The 19,560-nt window shown below is 56.5% G+C and carries 20 protein-coding genes; 6 read left to right on the top strand and 14 right to left on the bottom strand.

Going from position 1 to position 19,560, the window contains the following annotated elements:
* Positions 1-123 precede the first annotated feature (123 nt).
* The 3 genes from COMA2_RS13690 to COMA2_RS13680 all read right to left on the bottom strand — a co-directional run bounded on the left by COMA2_RS13690 (position 124) and on the right by COMA2_RS13680 (position 2,186).
* Entirely contained in the window at positions 124-582 is a 459-nt protein-coding gene (locus COMA2_RS13690) for a transposase (protein WP_175304559.1), read from the bottom strand.
* A complete protein-coding gene (locus tag COMA2_RS13685; protein WP_090898248.1) occupies positions 548-952 on the bottom strand; it encodes an IS630 transposase-related protein in 405 nt (134 codons plus the stop codon). The genes COMA2_RS13690 and COMA2_RS13685 overlap by 35 nt, the downstream gene beginning before the upstream one ends.
* A 580-nt stretch (positions 953-1,532) precedes the next feature.
* Positions 1,533-2,186 (bottom strand): hypothetical protein, encoded by a 654-nt coding sequence (locus COMA2_RS13680; protein ID WP_090899207.1) that lies wholly within the window; start codon positions 2,184-2,186, stop codon positions 1,533-1,535.
* Positions 2,187-2,878: 692 nt separating this feature from the next.
* Here COMA2_RS13680 and COMA2_RS13675 point away from each other — a divergent pair.
* The 3 genes from COMA2_RS13675 (at position 2,879) to COMA2_RS20935 (ending at position 5,277) form a co-directional block, all read left to right on the top strand.
* Complete coding sequence (locus tag COMA2_RS13675; protein WP_175304609.1) at positions 2,879-4,438, top strand: DUF748 domain-containing protein; 1,560 nt, start codon at positions 2,879-2,881, stop codon at positions 4,436-4,438.
* Between the two features lie 180 nt (positions 4,439-4,618).
* Positions 4,619-5,002, top strand: coding sequence for a YtxH domain-containing protein (locus COMA2_RS13670; protein ID WP_090899201.1), 384 nt, complete (start codon positions 4,619-4,621; stop codon positions 5,000-5,002).
* 146 nt (positions 5,003-5,148) lie between these two features.
* Positions 5,149-5,277: a hypothetical protein gene (locus COMA2_RS20935; protein WP_281176449.1), complete on the top strand. Its 129-nt coding sequence runs from the start codon at positions 5,149-5,151 to the stop codon at positions 5,275-5,277.
* A 233-nt stretch (positions 5,278-5,510) separates the two neighbouring features.
* On the opposite strand, the gene COMA2_RS13665 is transcribed toward COMA2_RS20935, so the two are convergent.
* Both COMA2_RS13665 and COMA2_RS13660 read right to left on the bottom strand, forming a co-directional pair.
* Positions 5,511-6,017, bottom strand: coding sequence for a VOC family protein (locus COMA2_RS13665; protein WP_217490751.1), 507 nt, complete (start codon positions 6,015-6,017; stop codon positions 5,511-5,513).
* Between the two features lie 35 nt (positions 6,018-6,052).
* On the bottom strand, positions 6,053-7,087 hold the full coding sequence (locus COMA2_RS13660; protein ID WP_090896972.1) for an IS481 family transposase: 1,035 nt from the start codon (positions 7,085-7,087) through the stop codon (positions 6,053-6,055).
* A gap of 233 nt (positions 7,088-7,320) precedes the next feature.
* Between COMA2_RS13660 and aat the strand changes: the two genes are divergently transcribed.
* Positions 7,321-8,010, top strand: a complete 690-nt coding sequence (gene aat / locus COMA2_RS13655) for a leucyl/phenylalanyl-tRNA--protein transferase (protein WP_175304608.1) — start codon at positions 7,321-7,323, stop codon at positions 8,008-8,010.
* A gap of 109 nt (positions 8,011-8,119) precedes the next feature.
* Positions 8,120-8,440, top strand: a complete 321-nt coding sequence (locus tag COMA2_RS13650) for a rhodanese-like domain-containing protein (protein WP_090899196.1) — start codon at positions 8,120-8,122, stop codon at positions 8,438-8,440.
* Positions 8,441-8,546: 106 nt separating this feature from the next.
* Here COMA2_RS13650 and COMA2_RS13645 read toward each other — a convergent pair whose 3' ends face one another.
* The 9 genes from COMA2_RS13645 to COMA2_RS13600 all read right to left on the bottom strand — a co-directional run bounded on the left by COMA2_RS13645 (position 8,547) and on the right by COMA2_RS13600 (position 18,353).
* Positions 8,547-9,470, bottom strand: a complete 924-nt coding sequence (locus COMA2_RS13645; protein WP_090899193.1) for an SDR family oxidoreductase — start codon at positions 9,468-9,470, stop codon at positions 8,547-8,549.
* 39 nt (positions 9,471-9,509) lie between these two features.
* Positions 9,510-10,274: a TlyA family RNA methyltransferase gene (locus COMA2_RS13640; RefSeq protein WP_090899191.1), complete on the bottom strand. Its 765-nt coding sequence runs from the start codon at positions 10,272-10,274 to the stop codon at positions 9,510-9,512.
* 62 nt (positions 10,275-10,336) lie between these two features.
* Positions 10,337-10,594 carry an exodeoxyribonuclease VII small subunit gene (xseB, locus tag COMA2_RS13635; protein ID WP_090899418.1) on the bottom strand — a complete coding sequence of 86 codons (258 nt, stop codon included), beginning with the start codon at positions 10,592-10,594 and terminating at the stop codon, positions 10,337-10,339.
* A gap of 348 nt (positions 10,595-10,942) precedes the next feature.
* Positions 10,943-12,286 carry an exodeoxyribonuclease VII large subunit gene (gene xseA, locus COMA2_RS13630; protein ID WP_281176448.1) on the bottom strand — a complete coding sequence of 448 codons (1,344 nt, stop codon included), beginning with the start codon at positions 12,284-12,286 and terminating at the stop codon, positions 10,943-10,945.
* Positions 12,287-12,510: 224 nt separating this feature from the next.
* The gene (locus tag COMA2_RS13625) at positions 12,511-13,290 is read right to left on the bottom strand and encodes a TIGR00282 family metallophosphoesterase (RefSeq protein ID WP_090899185.1); all 780 of its coding nucleotides are present in this window, start codon (positions 13,288-13,290) and stop codon (positions 12,511-12,513) included.
* A complete protein-coding gene (gene rny / locus COMA2_RS13620; RefSeq protein WP_175304607.1) occupies positions 13,287-14,840 on the bottom strand; it encodes a ribonuclease Y in 1,554 nt (517 codons plus the stop codon). Before rny ends, COMA2_RS13625 begins: the two co-directional genes overlap by 4 nt.
* Before the next feature lie 572 nt (positions 14,841-15,412).
* On the bottom strand, positions 15,413-15,709 hold the full coding sequence (locus tag COMA2_RS13610; RefSeq protein WP_175304606.1) for a cell division protein ZapA: 297 nt from the start codon (positions 15,707-15,709) through the stop codon (positions 15,413-15,415).
* Positions 15,702-15,956 carry a hypothetical protein gene (locus tag COMA2_RS13605; protein ID WP_090899173.1) on the bottom strand — a complete coding sequence of 85 codons (255 nt, stop codon included), beginning with the start codon at positions 15,954-15,956 and terminating at the stop codon, positions 15,702-15,704. Before COMA2_RS13605 ends, COMA2_RS13610 begins: the two co-directional genes overlap by 8 nt.
* Before the next feature lie 66 nt (positions 15,957-16,022).
* On the bottom strand, positions 16,023-18,353 hold the full coding sequence (locus COMA2_RS13600; protein WP_090899170.1) for a lytic transglycosylase domain-containing protein: 2,331 nt from the start codon (positions 18,351-18,353) through the stop codon (positions 16,023-16,025).
* 121 nt (positions 18,354-18,474) lie between these two features.
* On the opposite strand from COMA2_RS13600, the gene rlmN reads away from it, so the two are divergent.
* Entirely contained in the window at positions 18,475-19,560 is a 1,086-nt protein-coding gene (rlmN, locus tag COMA2_RS13595; protein WP_090899168.1) for a dual-specificity RNA methyltransferase RlmN, read from the top strand.

The raw sequence follows: 19,560 nt of genomic DNA, 5'->3' as shown, positions 1-19,560 counted from the left end.
CGCCAAACCAGAGATCGTTATTGAACGCCTGCCATATTCGATACGATCGATCGGCATGTCTCGGTCGACGCGTTTATGCATCATCCTCTGCAACAAATGGGGAAGTTATAGCTAAGCCCACAATCATTGATAGCCTCTCACGATGTCGTCGAGGGTGGTCTGGTCCTGATACTCGCGGCGCTTCTTGAGAGCGGCGAAGTCATGCTCGATGGGATTGAGGTCGGGAGAATAGGGCGCGAGAAACAGCAGGGTCGCGCCAGTCGCTGCGATGAGCTGCGCTGTTTCGGGTGCGGTATGAAATGCGGCGTTGTCCATGATCACGAGATGGTGGACGTTCAGACGCGGGCACAGCCGCGTCTTCAGCCAGGCGTTGAAGACGGTTGTATCGCAGGTGCCTTCGAATAGACAGGGTTCGGCGAGTCGCCCATCCATGCGAGCGGCGATGAGCGACGTGCGGGGCCGTCGATGCCCGGAAACCAGGCCGTCCACACGCTGGCCTTTGGGCGCATATCCATGCCGCCGCGCCGTCGAAGACACAAACCCGCATTCATCGATGTACACGGGGTGTTTGCCACGGCGCACGAACCGCTCGCGAAGGCGGAGGAACTGTTTTCGTCGGAGCGGGTCGCGTTCGGAATAGCCCAGTCTTTTTTTTACGGGTCACCCCCAATTTTCGCAGCGCGTTCCAGATACAGTGCCGCGAGACCTGGAACTGCCGCGCCCGTTCCGCTTGAGTCTGATCGGGCTGTGCCTCCACATGCCGACGTAACTGCTCCCAATCCAGCTTGCGGGCCCGGCGAGGGCCGGGACGCTGGTACGTCAGGCCGCCAGGCTTGAGCCAGCGGTACACGCTCGCCTCACCGACCTTGAACCGCCGAGCCGCTTCGGCCTTGCTGCCTCCACCGCGAACAAACTCCACAACCCGTTGGCGCAAATCTGTTGAGCATCTCATCCCACAGGATCGCACATGTCTACCGTCAATAGCGATCAGTAATTGAGGGCTTAGCCATAACTAGTCAGGTCCCTTGTCAGCGGCCAAGCATACCTCTCAGTAGAGAACGCCGGCTACTGCATCATGGACATGCTGTAGGTCAAAACCTTCCCTCCAGCCGCATTGAGGCGACTTCCGATATCGCTTATGTCCGCTTCAACGGCCAGAACAAAGTAATATGGGAGGGCAAGGCTTCATGGGATCAGCGTTACGACTATGAATACAGGGACGAGGAGCTGAAATATGAGCTCCGGTGATCACAGGCCTTACTAAAAAAGGCGTGAAGAACACCTATGGTTATTTCAACAATCACTACCTGGCAAGGCGGCGAGAAACGCCCAGACCTTGCGCGGATTACTCTGGTCCATCGCCAATGATGACGGATATGGCTGGATGCACTGAATAATGGCATCCGGCACGAACGGCGGCGGGCATCGGGGGGCAACGTTCCTCAGTCTTTGAAAAGTAAACCCTAAAAGTAGGCGAACCATCAGGACCGAGCCTTGTCCGATTTTTCCATCGATCCCAGTGCGGCGAATGACTATGAAGCTTCCTGTGTCAGACTGTCCTTATACAGATTGAGCCTGAGAAGTCTGTCCAATGCCTGTTGTCTCGCACGCTGTTCCACTAAAACTGCTATATCGAAGAGATCCCGTTCATTCTCATTACTCACGAGCAATCGCATATCAGACTGCATGGCTTGGAAGGCACGATCGAATGCATCCAGATCGCGTGCAAATTCCCCTTCCGCCTTTCCATGAGGAAACGCCTCCATATGTTGCCGGAACTGGGCGACCGCCCGCTGTTTAGAAGCGAGCAATCTCAGCCACTGGTTTTGCCAGAGCGCCAGTCGGACCGTTTGAGTGACTTCGTGGGGCATGAAAGGTTTGGCGATCAGATCAAACACGTCCCCCTCAAGCGCAGCATGGGCCACCGAGAGGTCCCTTTGACAGACGGTCAGGAGAAGAGGCGCGAGCAACTGATTCTTTTTCTTTTGAATGGAGCGATAGGCGGGAAGAAATAGGGGGTTTAGTACAACGGTATCATAAGACAAACTCTCGAACTTAGGAGGGAGCTCCTCAGCGGAAGCACACGTGCTGATGGCGATGTTGCCAATGTGGTCGAACAACAGACAAGAGAGACTGTTGATCGTGCCATAACCATTTTCTGCAATCAGAACAGCATGTGCGATCATGATTCGCCACCAGAATGGCTTGCCGCGCCCTCCTTCTACCGTGCCTCCGGCAGCGAGAACGCGAGCGTGGGATCTTCATTCCTATAAGCCTCTCATAGTATGAATACTGTCCCCATGAAAGGGGCCACAATCAGCCAGGGTGGTAATGTGCAGGCTGGGCTCCATGATTGCGACCACCCATTGACAGAGTGGATTGCGTCATTCAGCAGACGATCAATCTGCGACTCGACCGATCGGTTAGAAAACAAGACAGGCAGTTGGTTTTCCCAAGACATAGCCCTACCTCCTGTGAATGTAAAAAATGATTATTGAAATGAGCTGGAACGAAGGATTGCGTGAAGGGCCGGAGTAGACCGCTATAATAGCTGGCCAAGACAGTGAGCCCTCCGCTATGTCCATCCAGTCCAGCGTGTCAATGGCGCTTAATAATGTCAAACTTTTTGAAGTCAAGACCCATCAAAACGCGCCGTGATACTTGCCCATAAGCGATCGTGGCGAGCGTTTTTCTTCGTAATGGCGTTCACTGAGAACCAAAAGAGAATTTTTGTGTCCGTATAGTCCGTCAGTCCTCTGGTGAACAATCCACACAATAACGCCCCTCACCTCATCGGTTAAATATCAGGGGTCTTCCCAGTTCATTGCGGCCCCGCCCCCACGCAGACTCATACACAACCGCTATGAAGATCTCGTCCATGCCAAAATGGCTCTGGTGGGTGGCAGTGCCGCTGGCTCTTGTCATCATGATGACCGTGGCCCTGTCCTTTATCGACGAGCCGCTGCGAGCCTATGCCGAGCGGGAGATGAATCATCGTCTACCGGCTTATATTGTCCATCTTGGGGCTCTCGACTTGCATCCGTACAGCTTGTCCGTGGAGCTCAAAGACATTACGGTGAGCCAAAAGGATCATCCCGAGCCGCCGCTGGCCGCGATCGCGAAGATACAGAGCAGTCTCCAGTGGAGCGCCTTGCTCTCCGGCCGCGTCGTGACCGATCAGGTGATCGAGAAGCCGGTGATTCACGCCACTCGGACGCAGGCCGCGAAGGAAGTGGACGCATCACCGGAGCAGAAACAGAGTTGGCAGGAAGCCCTCTTTGCCATGCATGAAGTCCAGGTTAATGAAGTCCGCATTACAAACGGCGAAGTGACCTATCGTGAGAATGACACCACTAAACCGCTCCATATTACCGAGTTGAATGTGAAAGCCGAGAACATCCGCAATGTGCGCTCGGCGCCCTTTCAATATCCCTCCCACATAAAGATCGACATGGTGGTGTTTGAGAAGGGGCGCTTCGACCTCGACGGCCAGGCCGATTTCTTTGCTGAACCCGTCCCAGCGGTGAATGCGGACGTAACCCTCACTGATATTCCCCTTGAAGATTTGGCCCCCCTCACGGCCCAACGACAGGTGCATGTCGCTGAAGGAATGCTATCCGCAAAAGGACATGTGGAATACGCTCCCACGGTCCAGCGGGTTCGATTAACCACCTTTTCCTTACAAGACCTGAAGGCAGATTTTGTCCATTCCACCAAAACTCAGCAGAAAGAGAAAGACACCGGCAAAAAGGTGGCCCGGGCTGCGGAGGAAGCTTCCGATCATCCGACGCTTCAGATCCATATCGATCGAGGCACGATTGAAAAGAGCGAGTTCGGATTCATCAATGCAGCCACCAACCCTTCTTATAGAGTGTATATAGCGGATACGGCTATCGAGCTCGAGAACTGGAGCAACCAGCTGTCGGAAGGGACGGCGGTAGTCAAGTTGACGGGCCTGTTGATGGGATCCGGCGACACCCGGATCTCGGGCGCATTTCGACCGGAGACGCAATCGCCCGACTTTGACCTGAATGTGACAATTCGCAAAACCCCCGTTAAAACCTTCAATCAGCTGCTGCGGGCCCACGGCGGTCTCGATGTCGCGTCAGGCGTGTTCTCCGTCTATAGCGAAATGAGGGTCAAAGACGACAAGGTGAACGGGTATCTCAAACCGCTCTTCAAAGATGTCAAAGCCTACGATGCCGTTCAGGATCAGGACAAAGGCCTCCTGCAAAAGATTTTCGAAAAGACCGTGAATGCGGCGGCGGCGCTCCTCAAAAATAGTCCCAGAGAGGAGGTAGCCACGAAAACCAACGTGTCGGGACCTGTCAAGGACCCGCAGGCGAGTACGTGGGAACTGGTCGTCACCCTCTTTCAAAATGCATTTTTTGAGGCGGTGCTGCCAGGGCTGGAAGGGCAACGCAGGAAGAGCGCGTAATCGACGATCGCCAATGATGGGTACGTGGCATCGTTGGCCTCTTGCCCTATATGTTGTCCCAGTATTTACGCACGCTAAGCTTCGCTAGAATTTACCGAGTACGTTCATAGGCGAACAGTCGTCAAAATCATAGGCACCCACGATTTAACATTCTGTAGACCACTGAAGGAGGACGATAGCATGCGCGGCAAAAATTATGATGCTGAAAGGGGGAACTCTTCGGGATGCTCCACCTTTATGACGGGCGCGTTGATTGGGGCTGGGGTGGCTCTGCTGCTTGCTCCGCAATCCGGCTCAGAGCTACGCGGCAGGTTGCGCAACTATGCCGATCGCGCGAAGGAGGATGTAATGAATAAGGGTGAGGAGGCATTGGATACCGTGGTGGAACGAGGGAAGAAATATTATGACAAAGGGGAAGAGGTCGTCCAGGGTGCGGGACGGGCCGCCAAAGAGTTTGCGAAACAAGGGGCACAGCAAGGACAGGAAGCCGTGAAGGACGGCGGACGTGCGGCCAAGGAATTTGCCAAACACGCACAAGACGTGGTCCGCGAGGCAGGGCGTTAACGTCCCCTCACCCATTCGGTGTACTGCAAATTCAATCTTCCGGGCGATAGCGAAGGAATGTTCCGCTTATTAGCATGGAACAAACATGGAGGACGGTCCAAACACTCTTTACGGAATAGGAGGTTTCACAACAAGGAGGTGCTTTTATGAGTGACTTGCACTTAAAGGACGTAAAGGACGACCTCACACACGAGCCGGGATGGGTGTATCTGTATGCCGCGCTTTTTATCGGTATCATTGCATTTGCGCTCCTGTCCGGCGGTTTCATGGGATGAGCAGTTAGGAGTGAATTGTCGCAAGTGGAGTGTGAGGAAGCGAGTGCCTGCCGCTAGGACGGGAGGACCGGCCGGAGCCGTGTCCAAACGGCTCCGGTACGGGTAATGTCGTCGAACTCATTCTCTCCGCATTATTCACGATAGCCGGTTTGCGCGTATCGCTTATATGCGAACGCTTAGTTTTGAGCTGATCAGCGAGCGTCACGCCGGTGAGAGTCGGCTCGGGCGAAGGTTTAGGCTGCACTTCCGCGCAAATGCAAGATGTTGCCTTCCGGGTCGCAAACATTGCGCACTTGGATCCCTGGGCCTGGCCAAACGGGACCCCAGACCCTGCCTCCACACTGCTCAGCAATTCGTTCTGCTGCCGCCAGACTCTCAACGGTGAAGAAAGGTTTGATGGCCTGCTCTTCGCGCGCCACCGGCGGTACTTGAATAGCAATTGAGCTGCTATGCTGCTCGGGGATTGCGTGGATGATGAGCTGGACGTCCGGAGACTGGAGCACTCTGTGTTCGTGGTCTGCGTGTAGCACCTTGGCGCCCAAGACCTTCTCATAGAAGGCGGAAACCGCCAGGAGGTTCTTCGCGTAGATCAGAACGCCGGTTCGCGCGGGGCCTGGCATTGTCCGCGAACAATACTCCTTAGCTGCTGCCGTTTCAATGAGTGGCGGCTGGGCGACCATGTATGACGGGTTTTTATGCAGATCGGCATAAGCCATCTGGGCTTGATCTGTATAAGTCAAGACTTCATCGGACAGACAGCGAGTCCTCACCGGGTTTACGCCGCTAGGATTTTTTCCTTCGCCAAGGGCACACTGTCCAGGAACGTGTGCATCGGGGTCTTGCCATAACACCAACGGCCTTGATGTGGTCGCTGCTGGTTGTATTCGTCCATCCAGACATCGAGATCGGCCTGCAACTCCTCCAGCGTCCGATAGATCTTCTTCCGGAACGCGACGCGATAGAACTCGTTCAACATCGTCTTGTGGAAGCGCTCGCAGATCCCATTCGTTTGGGGATGCCGTGTCTTGGTCCGGGTGTGATCAATGTTCTCCACGGCCAGGTACAGTTCATACTCATGGCGCTCAGGTGCCCCACAGTACTCGGTCCCGCGGTCGGTCAGGACGCGGTTCAGCGGGATTTCGTGCGCTTCGAAGAACGGCAGCACCCGATCATTCAGGAGATCGGCAGCCGTGACCGGCATTTTCCGGTCATACAGCTTCGCGAACCCCATCTTGCTGTAGGTGTCAATGAACGTCTGCTGATAGATGCGCCCGACGCCCTTGAGCGTCCCTACGTAGAAGGTGTCTTGGGCGCCGCAGTAGCCCGGACACTCGCTCTCGAATTCGCCATGCGCTTCTTTGTCCGCCTTCGCCTTCTCCAGCGCCACGACCTGAGCCTCTGTGAGCACCAGCCCCTCTTGGGCCACCTTCGCCTCCAGCGCCTTCAACCGTTTCCGCATCGTCTCCAGGTCATGCCGGAGCCAGATACACCGGACGCCCGCAGGGGAGATCGTGAGTGCCTGTTTGCGGAGTTCATTGGCGACGCGTAGTTGCCCCCAGGCGGGTTGCTCGATCGCCCTCTGCACAACCGCCTGCTCCACCTCCGCCGACACGCGATTCTTCAGGAGGGGCTTCTGGCGGGAGATCTCCTGCAGCGCCGCCTCACCGCCGGTCTCATAGAGCTCCTTGAACCGATAGAAGCTGTCGCGGCTATACCCCATCAGTTGACAGGCCTTCGACACATTGCCCAATTGTTTCGCCAATTCCAACACGCCAACCTTCGCCCGGATAATTTTCTGTTCGGTGGTCATCGTCCGCACTCCTTTCGTGAAGGCGAGGACTCTACCGGACTGTCAGATTAAGTTCTAGCACTTACACTTGATCATTGATTCTGTTGTTCAGTGACAGTGATCGTCTTGCGTATGCTCCCATCGTAAGACTTCCAATAGACTCACGCGAGTAGCCCGTTGCGTTCTGCCGGGTCCAGGCCCATCTGTTCCATCGACATAGTCTTTTCGCTTCGCTTCACGTATCGTACGAGGTGATGGTTCGTTTGAATCGCTACGATCTTCGTTTCCCCCCGGTTGATCGGGCATCCCCAGACGGTCTCCTCGCGGTAGGGGGTGATCTCCGACCAGAGCGGCTACTCGAGGCCTATCGGCAAGGCATCTTTCCCTGGTACAACGACGATCAACCCATTCTCTGGTGGTCGCCTGACCCTCGCGCCGTGCTGATCCCCGACAAACTCCATGTCTCGCGCAGCCTCAAGCGGAGCCTTCGCTCATGCTTCTTCTCCGTCACGCTCGATACCAGCTTTCGGCATGTCATGGAACAGTGCGCGGGACCGCGCCCGCAATATCCAGAGGGAGGCACTTGGATTACCGGAGATATGCTGGACGCCTATACCAGTTTGCACGAGCTCGGCTATGCCCATTCCGTGGAGACATGGCAGGACGGTCGTCTGGTCGGCGGACTGTATGGCGTGGCGATCGGAGGCGCCTTCTTTGCCGAGTCAATGTTCACCAGAGTCGATGATGCATCCAAAGTAGCGCTCGTGAAGCTCGTCAAGCAGCTTCAGGCCTGGAACTTTTCCCTCATCGATTGCCAGCAGTTTTCTCCCCATGTCAGCCGGTTCGGCGCGGAAGAAATTCCACGATCAGTCTTCATGAGACATCTCAACCAGGCGCTCACCCTTCCCGATCGGCAGGGACGGTGGACATTCGAAACAGTGTGAATCATGGAGGAAAGAAACAGGGCGCGTTATCCTTGCGGAGCGAACTGCATTTGACAGCCTTTTCCTCGGTCGCTTATGATTTCGTCCTAGTCATGAGGAGGGACATTACATGAGCTTTGTCATTACACCCAAAGAACTGAAGGCCCGGCTCGATAAAGGCGACAAATTGGTGCTTCTGGATGTGCGGGAACCTTGGGAAAACCAACTCGCCAAGCTGGATGACTCCATCCTCATTCCGCTCGGCACGCTGCCCAACTCACTTTCCAAGTTGGACAGAAACGCCGAGATCATCGCGTACTGTCACCATGGGATGAGAAGCGGTGACGCGACAGGTTTCCTGTTGCAGCAGGGATTCTCGAACGTGAAGAATTTAATCGGCGGAATCGATGCGTGGTCCGCCCAAGTTGATGGGAGTGTCCCCCGCTACTGACCGGATAAGCTCTTGAAGACACCGGCGGTCGCGAGTCGGCGGGGTCGGCTGGAATCGTAACGGCCGCCGCCTGGTTTGTCCCGCCAGCCGGCGCGGAGAGCTGCGGCTAGCGGCTCTTCCCTTGGAAAAATTCCACCGTCTGCTTCAGCCCTTCGGCGAGGTCCACCTTGACCTCCCATCCCAGTTCTTGTTTGATCCGTGACGGATCAACCACACTGCGAATCTGCTCGCCGGCTTTGGCCGGGCCATGCACTTCCTTGACGCTCGAAGCAGTCAGCCCGGCCAGCATCCTGAACAACTCGTTGACGGATGTCTCAACCCCGGTTCCGACGTTATAGACTCCGTGCGCATCCTGCCCCATGGCGGCCAGGTTGGCTTCCGCCACGTCATCAACGAAGACGAAATCACGCGTTTGACGGCCGTTTCCATGAATGATGGGCTGCTCGTTGTTCAACATCTTTTGAATGAAGATGGCGATGACCCCTGCCTCTCCATCGGGGTCCTGTCTCGGCCCGTAGACATTGGCATACCGAAGGCTGACGACTGGAATCCCGCTCACCCGTTGGAAATAGGACAAGTAATGTTCGCCGCACAATTTACTGATGCCATAGGGCGAGAGGGGATTGGTGGCGTGAGGTTCAGCCGCCGGAAATGTCTCCTGTTCACCATAGATCGCTCCACCGGATGAGGAGAACACGACCTTTCGGCAACCATACCGAACCGCTTGCTGCAACACGTTCATGGTCCCCAAGATATTGATCTGGGCATCGAACACCGGATCGGCTATCGAACGAGGGACATTGATCTGAGCCGCAAGGTGGAGGACGATGTTGGGCCGTTCATTGCGAAACACCCGTTCCAGGCGCCAGCTGGTTATGTCGGTCTTGTAGAGACTCGCCGCGCGATTGACGTTCTTCCGCTTGCCGGTGGCCAGATTGTCGACGATGACGACTTGATGCCCCTCTTCAACGAGTCGGTCCACCACATGGGACCCGATAAACCCTGCGCCGCCCGTGACGAGTACTTTCATTGGCCCTCCTGAATGAGCGCTCAGCCGTTACGATGATCCTTACATACCATGAAACGGGGCGTCGTACTCAAAGATTGCTAATATTTCCTGGTTGCCTTTTTTCCCTTTGATCGGAGACGCGATGGTCCCCATGGTCTTCAGCCCCTTGTCCGCCGCGAATTGGATGATTCTCTGAACAACCTCCGCTCGCTGCGCGTCATCACGCACGACGCCGCCCCGACCGACTCGGCCCTTGCCTACTTCAAATTGGGGTTTGATCAAGGCGATGATGCGGGCCGGAGCGCGGAGAAACGGCAGGATGGGCGGAAGCACCTTCGTCAATGAAATAAACGAGACATCGATGACGACCAGATCAACCGGCTCCGGGACGGCGGAAGGAGATAGATAACGAATGTTGGTCCGCTCACTCAGCACGACGCGCGGATCTTGTCGGAGCCGCCAATCGAATTGCCCGTAGCCCACGTCAACCGCATAGACCTTCACAGCCCCCCGTTTGAGCAAACAATCGGTGAACCCTCCGGTCGAGCATCCCACATCGAGACAAATCAGTCCTTGCGGGGCGATTGAATAGGAATCAAGAGCGGCCTCCAGTTTTTCACCTCCTCGACTGACGAACGGCTGGCCATCTCCGATAACCTCGATGGCCGCATCGACGGGAATCACTCTGGACGGTTTGTCGACGATTGCTCCGTTGCTTCTGACCTTGCCCGCAAGAATCATCCGGACCGCGACGTCTCGGCTCGGCACCAATCCACGAGCCGTCAACACCTGGTCACAACGATCCCTATCGCGTCGTTTGTTCATACCCATGAGAGTCGCAACGGGGGAAAGATGAGAAAGGAACGATACTTCAGAAGGGCGACCTGTTATAAGTCTTCAGCGGAACCCTGGACGGCAATGTCATCGGAGGTGAAGGCGCGCAATTGCTTTTTCCCATTCTTATCCTGAACAAGCACTTCGACTTTCCGTTCAGCCTCTTCCAATACTTTTAAACAATTCTTGGACAGCCGAATGCCCTCTTCGAAAATCTTCAATGATTCATCCAGCGGCAGATCTCCGTTCTCCAATTCACCCACAATGGCTTCCAATCTGGCCATCGCTTGTTCGAACTTCACCCCAGCCACAACCATCCTCCTTTCACGTCAACCCGCCGCCCATTATAACCAAGTCTTCGCCGGCTTTTAAACCGAGGCAGCGCAAAAACTTTCAATGTGAGGGCATCACGCCCGCTTAAGAGGCTCACGAGCACCGTAGAAGCTCGGAGGATGTTGAGAAAGCTCACCGTCATACCGAGCCAGCCCAGCGCGCTCGCCTCGCGCCTGCGTCGACGCGCGGCAAGGCCACAGCGACCCGCTGGTTGTGCCTGCTGTCGCATCTGTTCGCTTCACATTCACCAGATACGCTCACCCTCGCACGCCTCGCGAAGCCGATTCGGCAAGGCGGGGAACGACGGAAGGGCTTTCGCAACATGCTCATACTGAGGAATCCAGTCTGATTTCTTCCACCGTACATCGGATCTGACCCCTGGAGAGACGTGCTAGAATCTCCTCCCCGACGGAGACCTGTCCGGCATCGCGAATGATCTCGCCGCCAGGCATCGTCTGGATGATCCCGTATCCTCGATCCAAAATCGCGAGCGGGCTCAGCCCGTTCAATCGACCCAGATACGCATGGGTGTGCTGAGTCTTCCGTTTGAGGCCATGGTGCATGGCGGCGATCACACGCAATCGCAACTGTGGAACGATCAGCAAATCCCGACGCACGTGGAGCGCCGGACTCTTCGATCGTAGCGCCTGCGTCCATGTTTGCGCATTCGCCATCGCTTGCTTGAGATGGGCGCGGACCGCTTCTCGCATGCCTGCCACCGCGCCATCCACCCGCTGCGCTTCTTTGAGAATCCTGAATCGGATGTCGCCCATATGGGCAAGCAAAAGATCAAGTCGTTGATGCTGTTCCAGGCATCGTGCGCTCATGGCTTGCTGACAGCGGACAGTGAGCATGCCCAGCCGCTCGACGATCTCCGCCAACACCGGGACGACCATTTCGGCGGCGGCGGACGGGGTTGCGGCCCGTACGTCCGCCGCAAAGTCGGCCAGTGTCACATCCGTCTCATGCCCGACGGCCGATACGATGGGGACCTGTGACGCGGCGATGGCTCGCACGACGGTTTCTTCGTTGAAACTCCACAGATCTTCCGACGAGCCACCGCCCCGCCCGACGATGATGACGTCGACAACTCCGAGCCCGTTCAATGCCTGAATGGCGGCTGTAATCTGTTCAGCCGATCCAGCCCCCTGCACCTGTACGGGCGCGATGATGATGCTCAAGATAGGGCAGCGACGTTGCAATACGGTAATCAGATCTCGAACCGCCGCCCCGGTCGGCGAGGTCACGATTCCGACCGTCCGAGGAAAGGCAGGCAGCGATTGTTTACTCTCCATCTCGAAGAGTCCTTCGGCCTCCAAGCGGCGCTTGAGTTGCTCAAACGCCAACTGGAAAGCGCCTCGCCCCTGGGGTTCGAGATGATCGAGGATGACCTGGTACTCTCCCCGAGGCTCGTAGACGGAAAGTCGCCCTTTCGCGACGACATGAAGCCCCTCCTCGAGGCCGAACCGCAAACGAGCAGCCGCCGAGCGGAAGATGACCGCCCGGATCTGACTCGTCTGGTCCTTGAGAATACAGTAGAGATGCCCGGACCCTGGCGCGCGCAGGTTCGAAATTTCCCCTTCCAGCCACACCTCGGCAAAATCAGTTTCGAGGGAAGCCCGAACCATGGCGGTCAGTTCCGAGACGGTGAGAACTTGTCTCGAGGTCAACTCGGAAGGGAAAAGGGGAGGGCGAGAGTACGTAGTCGTGGGTCCTCTCCTGTTGAGCCAGCCTGCAAACTGTTCAAAAACGCCAACGTTTTCACCCGCCCAGCCCCGAGCTGCGCCGGCAACTCCTGCTTGATGGTACGTTGAAGCCTTGAGCGCTGCGACCTGCCTCGCGAAGCCGCTTCGGCAAGGCGGGGAACGCCGCTGCGGACTTTTTCAACAGCCTGCTAATCGATGAGGCGAATCCGTTCAAACGCGATCACCTTGCCCAGACGAGGATGGAGCTCAAGCAGAACCGCGCAAAACACGGACGGTCCCGAGGCGACTTCAAACCGCCGCGGCATCGCGGTCAAAAATTTTTCGATCGCCAATTCTTTCTTGACCCCGATCACCGAATGGAGCGGTCCCGTCATGCCGATATCCGTGATGTACGCAGTGCCCTTCGGAAGGATTTGTTCATCGGCGGTCTGTACGTGCGTATGTGTACCGACAACAGCGACCACCTCCCCGTCCAGGAAATGCCCCATGGCCATCTTTTCCGACGTCGCCTCCGCATGCATGTCGACGATGATCGCGGACGTCTCCCGCTTCAACCGTGACAACTCGCGTTTAGCCGTCTGAAACGGGCAATCGATCGTCGGCATATACACCCGCCCCATCAGCTGTAATACGGCCAACCGCTCACCGCCCGCGGTCTCGATGACGACGCTCCCGTTTCCAGGAACGCCCGTGGGATAATTCGCCGGCCGCAACAAACGAGGCTCGCGAGAAAAATAATCGATCGCCTCTTTCTTATCCCACGCATGATTTCCGGTGGTGATCACCGAGATGCCGGTATCGAACAGTTCCTCGGCCAACTCGGGCGTGACCCCGAACCCTCCGGCCAGATTTTCACCATTGGCGATGACCGCATCGATACGATGCTGTGCGACCAGCCGAGGCACCGCACGCGCGACAGCCCGGCGACCCGGCTCTCCCATGATGTCCCCGAGACAGAGGACCTTCATTTGGCGTATTCCACGTATCGGCTTTCTCGAATGACGGTGACCTTGATCTGTCCCGGATAGGTCAACTCCTGCTCGATCTTCTTCGCCAGCTCGCGGGAAAGTTGAAACGACTCGGCGTCGGTGATGTCCTCTTGTCTGACAATGACGCGAATTTCGCGTCCGGCCTGGATCGCGTACGCTTTCTGCACGCCCTTATGCCCGGTCGCCAGCGATTCCAGCTTTTCCAACCGCTTCACATAAGACTCCAGCGCCTCACGTCTCGCGCCGGGACGCGCCGCCGACAACGCTTCGGCCGCCGCCACCAATACACTTTCCGGGCAAATCGGCTCTACCTGCTCATGATGCGCGGCGATCGCGTTGACGATTTTGGGAGATTCGCCGTACTTCTTGGCAATCTCGGCGCCCAGCATGGCATGCGGCCCCTCTTCTTCATGGCTCACCGCTTTGCCGATATCATGAAGCAAGGCTCCGCGGCGAGCCAGTCGGACATCGAGACCCAATTCCGACGCCATGATGCCGCAAATGTACGATGCTTCGCGGGCATGATAGAGATTGTTTTGCCCGTAGCTCGTGCGATACTTGAGACGCCCCAAGACCTTGATCAACTCAGGGTGAAAATCCGAAAGCCCCAGTTCGAAAATAATTTTCTCCGCTTCTTCATACATCAACTTGTCGATATCGACCTTGACCTTTTCAACGATCTCTTCGATGCGCGTGGGATGGATGCGCCCGTCGTGCATCAGCCGTTCGAGCGACACTTTGGCGATCTCGCGCCGTAACGGATCGAATCCGGAGATAATCACGGCTTCAGGAGTTTCATCGATGATCAGATCAATGCCCGTCGCCGCTTCAAGCGCGCGGATATTGCGCCCTTCCCGGCCGATGATTCGACCTTTCATGGCATCGTTCGCGATGGGAACCACCGAGATCGTGGATTCCGAGACATAGTCGCGAACGACACGCTGAATCGAGCTGGTGATGATTTCCCGCGCCTCGCGTTCGGCGTTCTCGCGAGCCTCTTCGATCGTTCGCTTGGCAAGGCCTACGGCATCGAGCTTCGCTTGCGACTCCATTTCGAGGATCAATTGTTTCTTGGCTTCATCGGCCGTCATCCCGGCGACCCGCTCCAGCGCGTCTCGATGTTCGCGCTCAGCCTTGGCGCAAGCCGACTCCTTGACCGCCAACCCTTCTTCTCGTTTCGCGAAATCCGCCTCGCGCTTGCGCGACTCATTTTCTCTCTTTTCCAGGACGGCAACCTTTCCGTCCAGCGTTCCTTCTCGTTGGATCAGACGTTTCTCGACCGCCGAGAGTTCAGCCAGTTTGGCTTTCTGCTCTTGCTCGAATTCAGACTTGGCTTTGAAAACCAGATCCTTGGCTTCGAACCTGGCTTCTTTGAGAATATTCTCCGCCTCTCGTTGCGCGTTCTGCACAACCTGCTTCGCCAAGTCTTCCGCCTCGGCCTGTTTGGCGCCCGTCATCCGTCGTCGCAGGAAATCAAATACTCCGGCGCCGACCACAGCCCCGAAGATCACCGAAAGGATTATGTACATGACAGTTGCAGTAGAAATGGGAGTCACCCCCTTCTTGAAAACATCAGATCCGATGGGCTCAACCTGAGGCGAGGCCCCGCCACAGACTGAGCGGAATGAAACGCGAATTACGAAGTGAGGTGAAGAGAGTGGAAAGGTCTTAGGAACCGCGAGTCATCTCGACTGGAAACGGAAGAGATCGTGAGGATACGATACCATGCTCGGTACGCTTCGCTGCCTGCCCTTCCTTAGTCGTCGGTTCCCGGATACCAGACATTGGAGAGGGTCAGCAATCGAAACAGGTATGGAGGGTAGATGCCCGCCCCGCCCGACAGCCTTCTGCCGGATCAACTGAACTGTAGAAACCGGCCGTTGCGTGGCCGCGTGAAGCCACCGCCTAAGCAGGACCCATTCCATAAGCATCCACCGAGTCAACTCTTCGTATCCCATCAAGTCCACGTTCTCTCTGGTCTTTTCAGCATTCGCTTCCAGGAGATCAACAATCGACGATGTCACCCTTCTCTAAACTCATCCGCACACTCACCTATCTACACGATAACAAAGGGGCTCTTTGAAAGCAAGGTGAATCCCCGCTACCGAAAGAGCGATGTCGGCATCTGTTCGTCGATCGATTCCATCAACGTCACCATCCGCCGCTCGACATCAGCCTCCCCTTGAACCCGCTTCTTCTCAGACTCAAACAGTTGATGCGCAAGGTTGATCGCCGTCAGCACCGCCAACTTCGACGGGGTTGTGGTCTTCATTCCTTCCGCCAGATGTTTCATGTGATCATCGACAAAATTGGCCAGCCGCCGGACATAGGCATCATCGCCGTCTCCCGTGATCGCGTACCGTTGACCATAAATTTCCACATCAATGGTCTTAGTCAATGGCCACCTCCTTAGGATCCTCGACACATTCGAGCAACTCCATCTCATTCATGACTTTTTCGATCCTGGTCTTGATGTCCATCCGTTCCTTTTCCCATTTTCGATTCGTATCATCCTGCGCAGCCAACCGCTGGCGTGCCGTCTTGAGCTCTTCCTCTAAGAGCGCATTCTTTCGTTTAAATTCTTGGACAAGCTTCACCAGGTCACGAATTCGAGTTTCCAATGCATCAAGTCGATCCAACGACATAATCAGTCCCTCTTCGTTATTGCCCCTACGGATTGTGGCGCACTATAAAAATTTCACAAGATCTTGTCAAGAAACGACTTTTTGATGTCCAGCCAGACGCAGATATTCTTTGTAGCTCCGCAAGACCCGTTTGACGTATTGCCTGGTTTCTTGATAATGGATCAACTCGACAAATTCATCCTCACTCCGCCCTCGATAGGCCGCCGCCCACGTTCCTACGACGATGGGGCCGGCATTGTAGGCAGCGATCACCTGCACGACATTGCCGGAAAACTGTGTAAACAGTTGCTCGACATACCGAGCCCCGATTCGGATGTTGGTCTCTTGATCGAACAAATCTTCCCGGGAAAGGCTTGGAAGACGATGCTGTTGAGCCACGGCATTGGCGGTAGCGGGCATGACTTGCATCAATCCGATCGCCCCGACACGCGAGACGGCTCTCCGATCATATTGACTCTCTTCCCGAATGATCGCCGCAACCAGAAACGGATCAACCCCGTTGGCGCCCGACAGTTTGATCGTAGGGATCAATCCGGTTGGATAGGCCACGTTCCACAATCCCTCTGCGACAATGCCGCCGGTTCGCTCCAGCTTTTCACGAAATCGAGACCGCACCAGACGCAAGGCCTGATGGTAGGCCCCGACCTCGTTCAACATGATCGACAATGCCGCCACCACCTCGGGGTCGCGGCTATACCGATCCGTCAATACGCCGAGCTCTCGCGCGGCATCTTGCTCAAGGCCGAGCGTTCTGAGTTCCACCGCCCGCCGATACGACGGGTGAAGCTCAATCTGCATCCGATTGCTTGCCTGAAGGTCCTGGACCGGCGTCTGAGTGACGTCCGAAGCAGACGGAGTGGACGAGATCGCGACGACCGAACTTTCCTGTTTCGTCTGCGTGAAAACCGACATGCCGGTTTGTTCGCGCGCCAACTGGCAGTAATAGGTATACGGAAACCGCTGACAGAGCAACGCAAACACCTCTTTTGACTTCGCGCTTTCCACATGACCGTAGGAGCGGGCAATCCAGTAGAGGGCTTGTGGCTCTAAATCGCTGTCCTTCTGATCGACGATCTGCTGCCACACACTGATCGCTTCCTGATAACGAGCCGTTCGGTAGAGCACCCACCCTTCCCGCCATTGTGCTTCCGTTCGTTGAGAAGCTGGTTCTCCCAACTTCGCCACCTGCCGATACCTCGCGACCGCCTCATCGAACCGTGCCTCGTCTTCCAGCCAGATCCCGGCAAATAGATGGATCTGCCCTTTCTGTTCCGGAGTCATCGTTCGCCTTAAGAGCGTCCGGCAAAGATCCAAGAGCTTCTCCCCAAGCCCCTGCCTGAGATAGACCCGCGCCAGCCAGACAGTGGCTTCATCCGCGCGAGGCTCTTGCTCAGCCGTCAGCGCATGAAACGTGTCGCGTGCCTGGTCGTACAGCTTCAACCGAACTTGTGCGATACCCAATTTCAGCCTGGCTTCCCCACGGTGCGGGGAGGCGGGATCTCGCGCCAAGAACTTTTTCAACTCCTCTATGGCCTCCGCGTGGAGCGACTGCCCTAGAAAAGCCTGAGCCCGCTCATAATACGTGTCCGGCGTCGCCGTCCACCCCCCCCCGTTATTGCTCGCGAGCAGCGTTTCGGCTTCCTTGGCCTCTTTAGTTTGTGGAAACTTCGTCCACAGCTGCTTCAGTATTTCTTGTCCTTCCGCCAATTTGTTTTCTCGGAGAGAACACAAGGCCGACCGCAACCAGGCCTGAGGGATCTGCGGGTCCTTATCATTAGTGGTGAGGACCTTGGTAAACCAAGACAGGGCCTCGGGACAGCTGGAGGCCTGATACCAGGCCTCTCCGGCACGGAGCGCGACCTGATTGAGCAGATTGGAATCGGGGACCGCTTGCGGCACTCCCTCAAACATGCCGGCCGCCTCCTTGGCCTCTCCTAGACGCAGCAGGGCCTCTCCGATCCAGAATCGGATATAATCGTCAAGCACGACGAAGTCACGCTGGGCTGCCCGAAGGAAGGGGAGAGCGGCAGCTGGATTTCGATCGATCAATAGCACCCCGGACAATAGCCCGGCGCGCTTGGCCCACTGCGTGCCGGGAAATCCCTCAGTCACCTTTCGGAGACGTTCTAGTTTGAGCGCCAACCCTTGTTCCTTCGTCAACGCCTGACCCAGTCGCTCCTTCGGCCAGGCCGCCGCCATAAAGCATTCCTCCGCTGTCGGACAGCCCGTGGCGGCCGGTTGTTCGAACGTCTCAACCTGTGCCGCATACCCGTCGCATGAGAGAACGCCTCCGAGCACAAGGGCCAGGCTTGACGCGACCGCCAGGCCGCAGCCGCGGATAGAATGATACTTGGTGGAAATCTTCATGATGGTCTGACGACTTGCATCCGCACTCATTATATACGGAGCCGTCCGCAATGGAAGAAGTTTCCGGACCCGATGATCGGCATGGCCGTATGCGGCATGACTCCCGCTATGATAGGCTCTTAACGTTGAGGACGATGCTGCTGGTTTGCCTATGATCTCTCCCGGTACCGCGACGACGCTCTTGGGTCTCACCGAAGCCCAGATGGTGAAGTTTGTCCGCGCGCGGCACTGGCCCGACTATCGGGCACAGCAACTCTTGCGATGGCTCTATCAACGACGCGCGCGAACCCTCACCGACATGACGGATCTCCCCATGCATGATCGCATGACGCTCTCGCAATCCATCAAGATCGGGCGCTCGACATCCGTCACGACGTTGTCGTCCGAGGATGGAACGCGCAAACTGCTCTTGACGCTCGACGACGGCTTGACGATCGAGGCCGTCCTGATCCCGGATGAGGATCGGTTGACGCTCTGCGTGTCCACTCAAGTCGGGTGCATGTTGGATTGTGGGTTTTGCCTGACCGGACAAATGGGGCTTAAACGCAACCTCAAGCTGCACGAAATCATCGATCAAATCTTGACCGCACAAGATCTACTGAGCTCCAATGAGTCCCTCACGAATCTTGTGTTCATGGGGATGGGAGAACCTCTGGCCAATGTGGACAATCTCAAGGCCGCCGTGACGGCGTTGACGAACAAGCCGTGGGGCCTTGGCTGGTCGCCTAGACGCCTGACGGTCTCGACGGCGGGGCTGGCATCTCGCCTTCCGGAGGTCGCGGCGCTCGGCGTGAATCTCGCCGTCTCGCTCAACGCCACCACTGAGGAACAGCGGCGAGAGCTGATGCCTGCTGCCAGCGAAATCGCTTCGCTTCGGTCGCTCCTGGCCGCCTGTCGCCGCTATCCGCTCACCCCTCGCCAACGGCTGACGTTCGAATATGTGCTGCTCGCCGGCGTCAACGATCATGCGACTGATGCCCGCCGACTGGTCCAATTGCTGAGATCCATGCGGTGCAAGGTCAACTTGATTCCCTTCAATGAATTTCCCGGCAGCCCTTTTCGTCGCCCGTCCGAACAGGCGGTTCTTCGTTTTCAATCCATTCTCCGCGATGCCGGCCTCGATGCGTTTGTTCGAAAGAGCCGAGGACGAGATGTGCTCGGCGCCTGCGGACAACTTGGAGAACTCCCCGACAGCCGACCCTCCCTTCCCTTGACACCTATTGAAACTCGTTGCTAG

Origin of the sequence: Candidatus Nitrospira nitrificans (genome assembly GCF_001458775.1) — a bacterium.
Lineage (GTDB): Bacteria > Nitrospirota > Nitrospiria > Nitrospirales > Nitrospiraceae > Nitrospira_D > Nitrospira_D nitrificans.
This window is presented reverse-complemented; position numbering and strand designations above follow the sequence as displayed.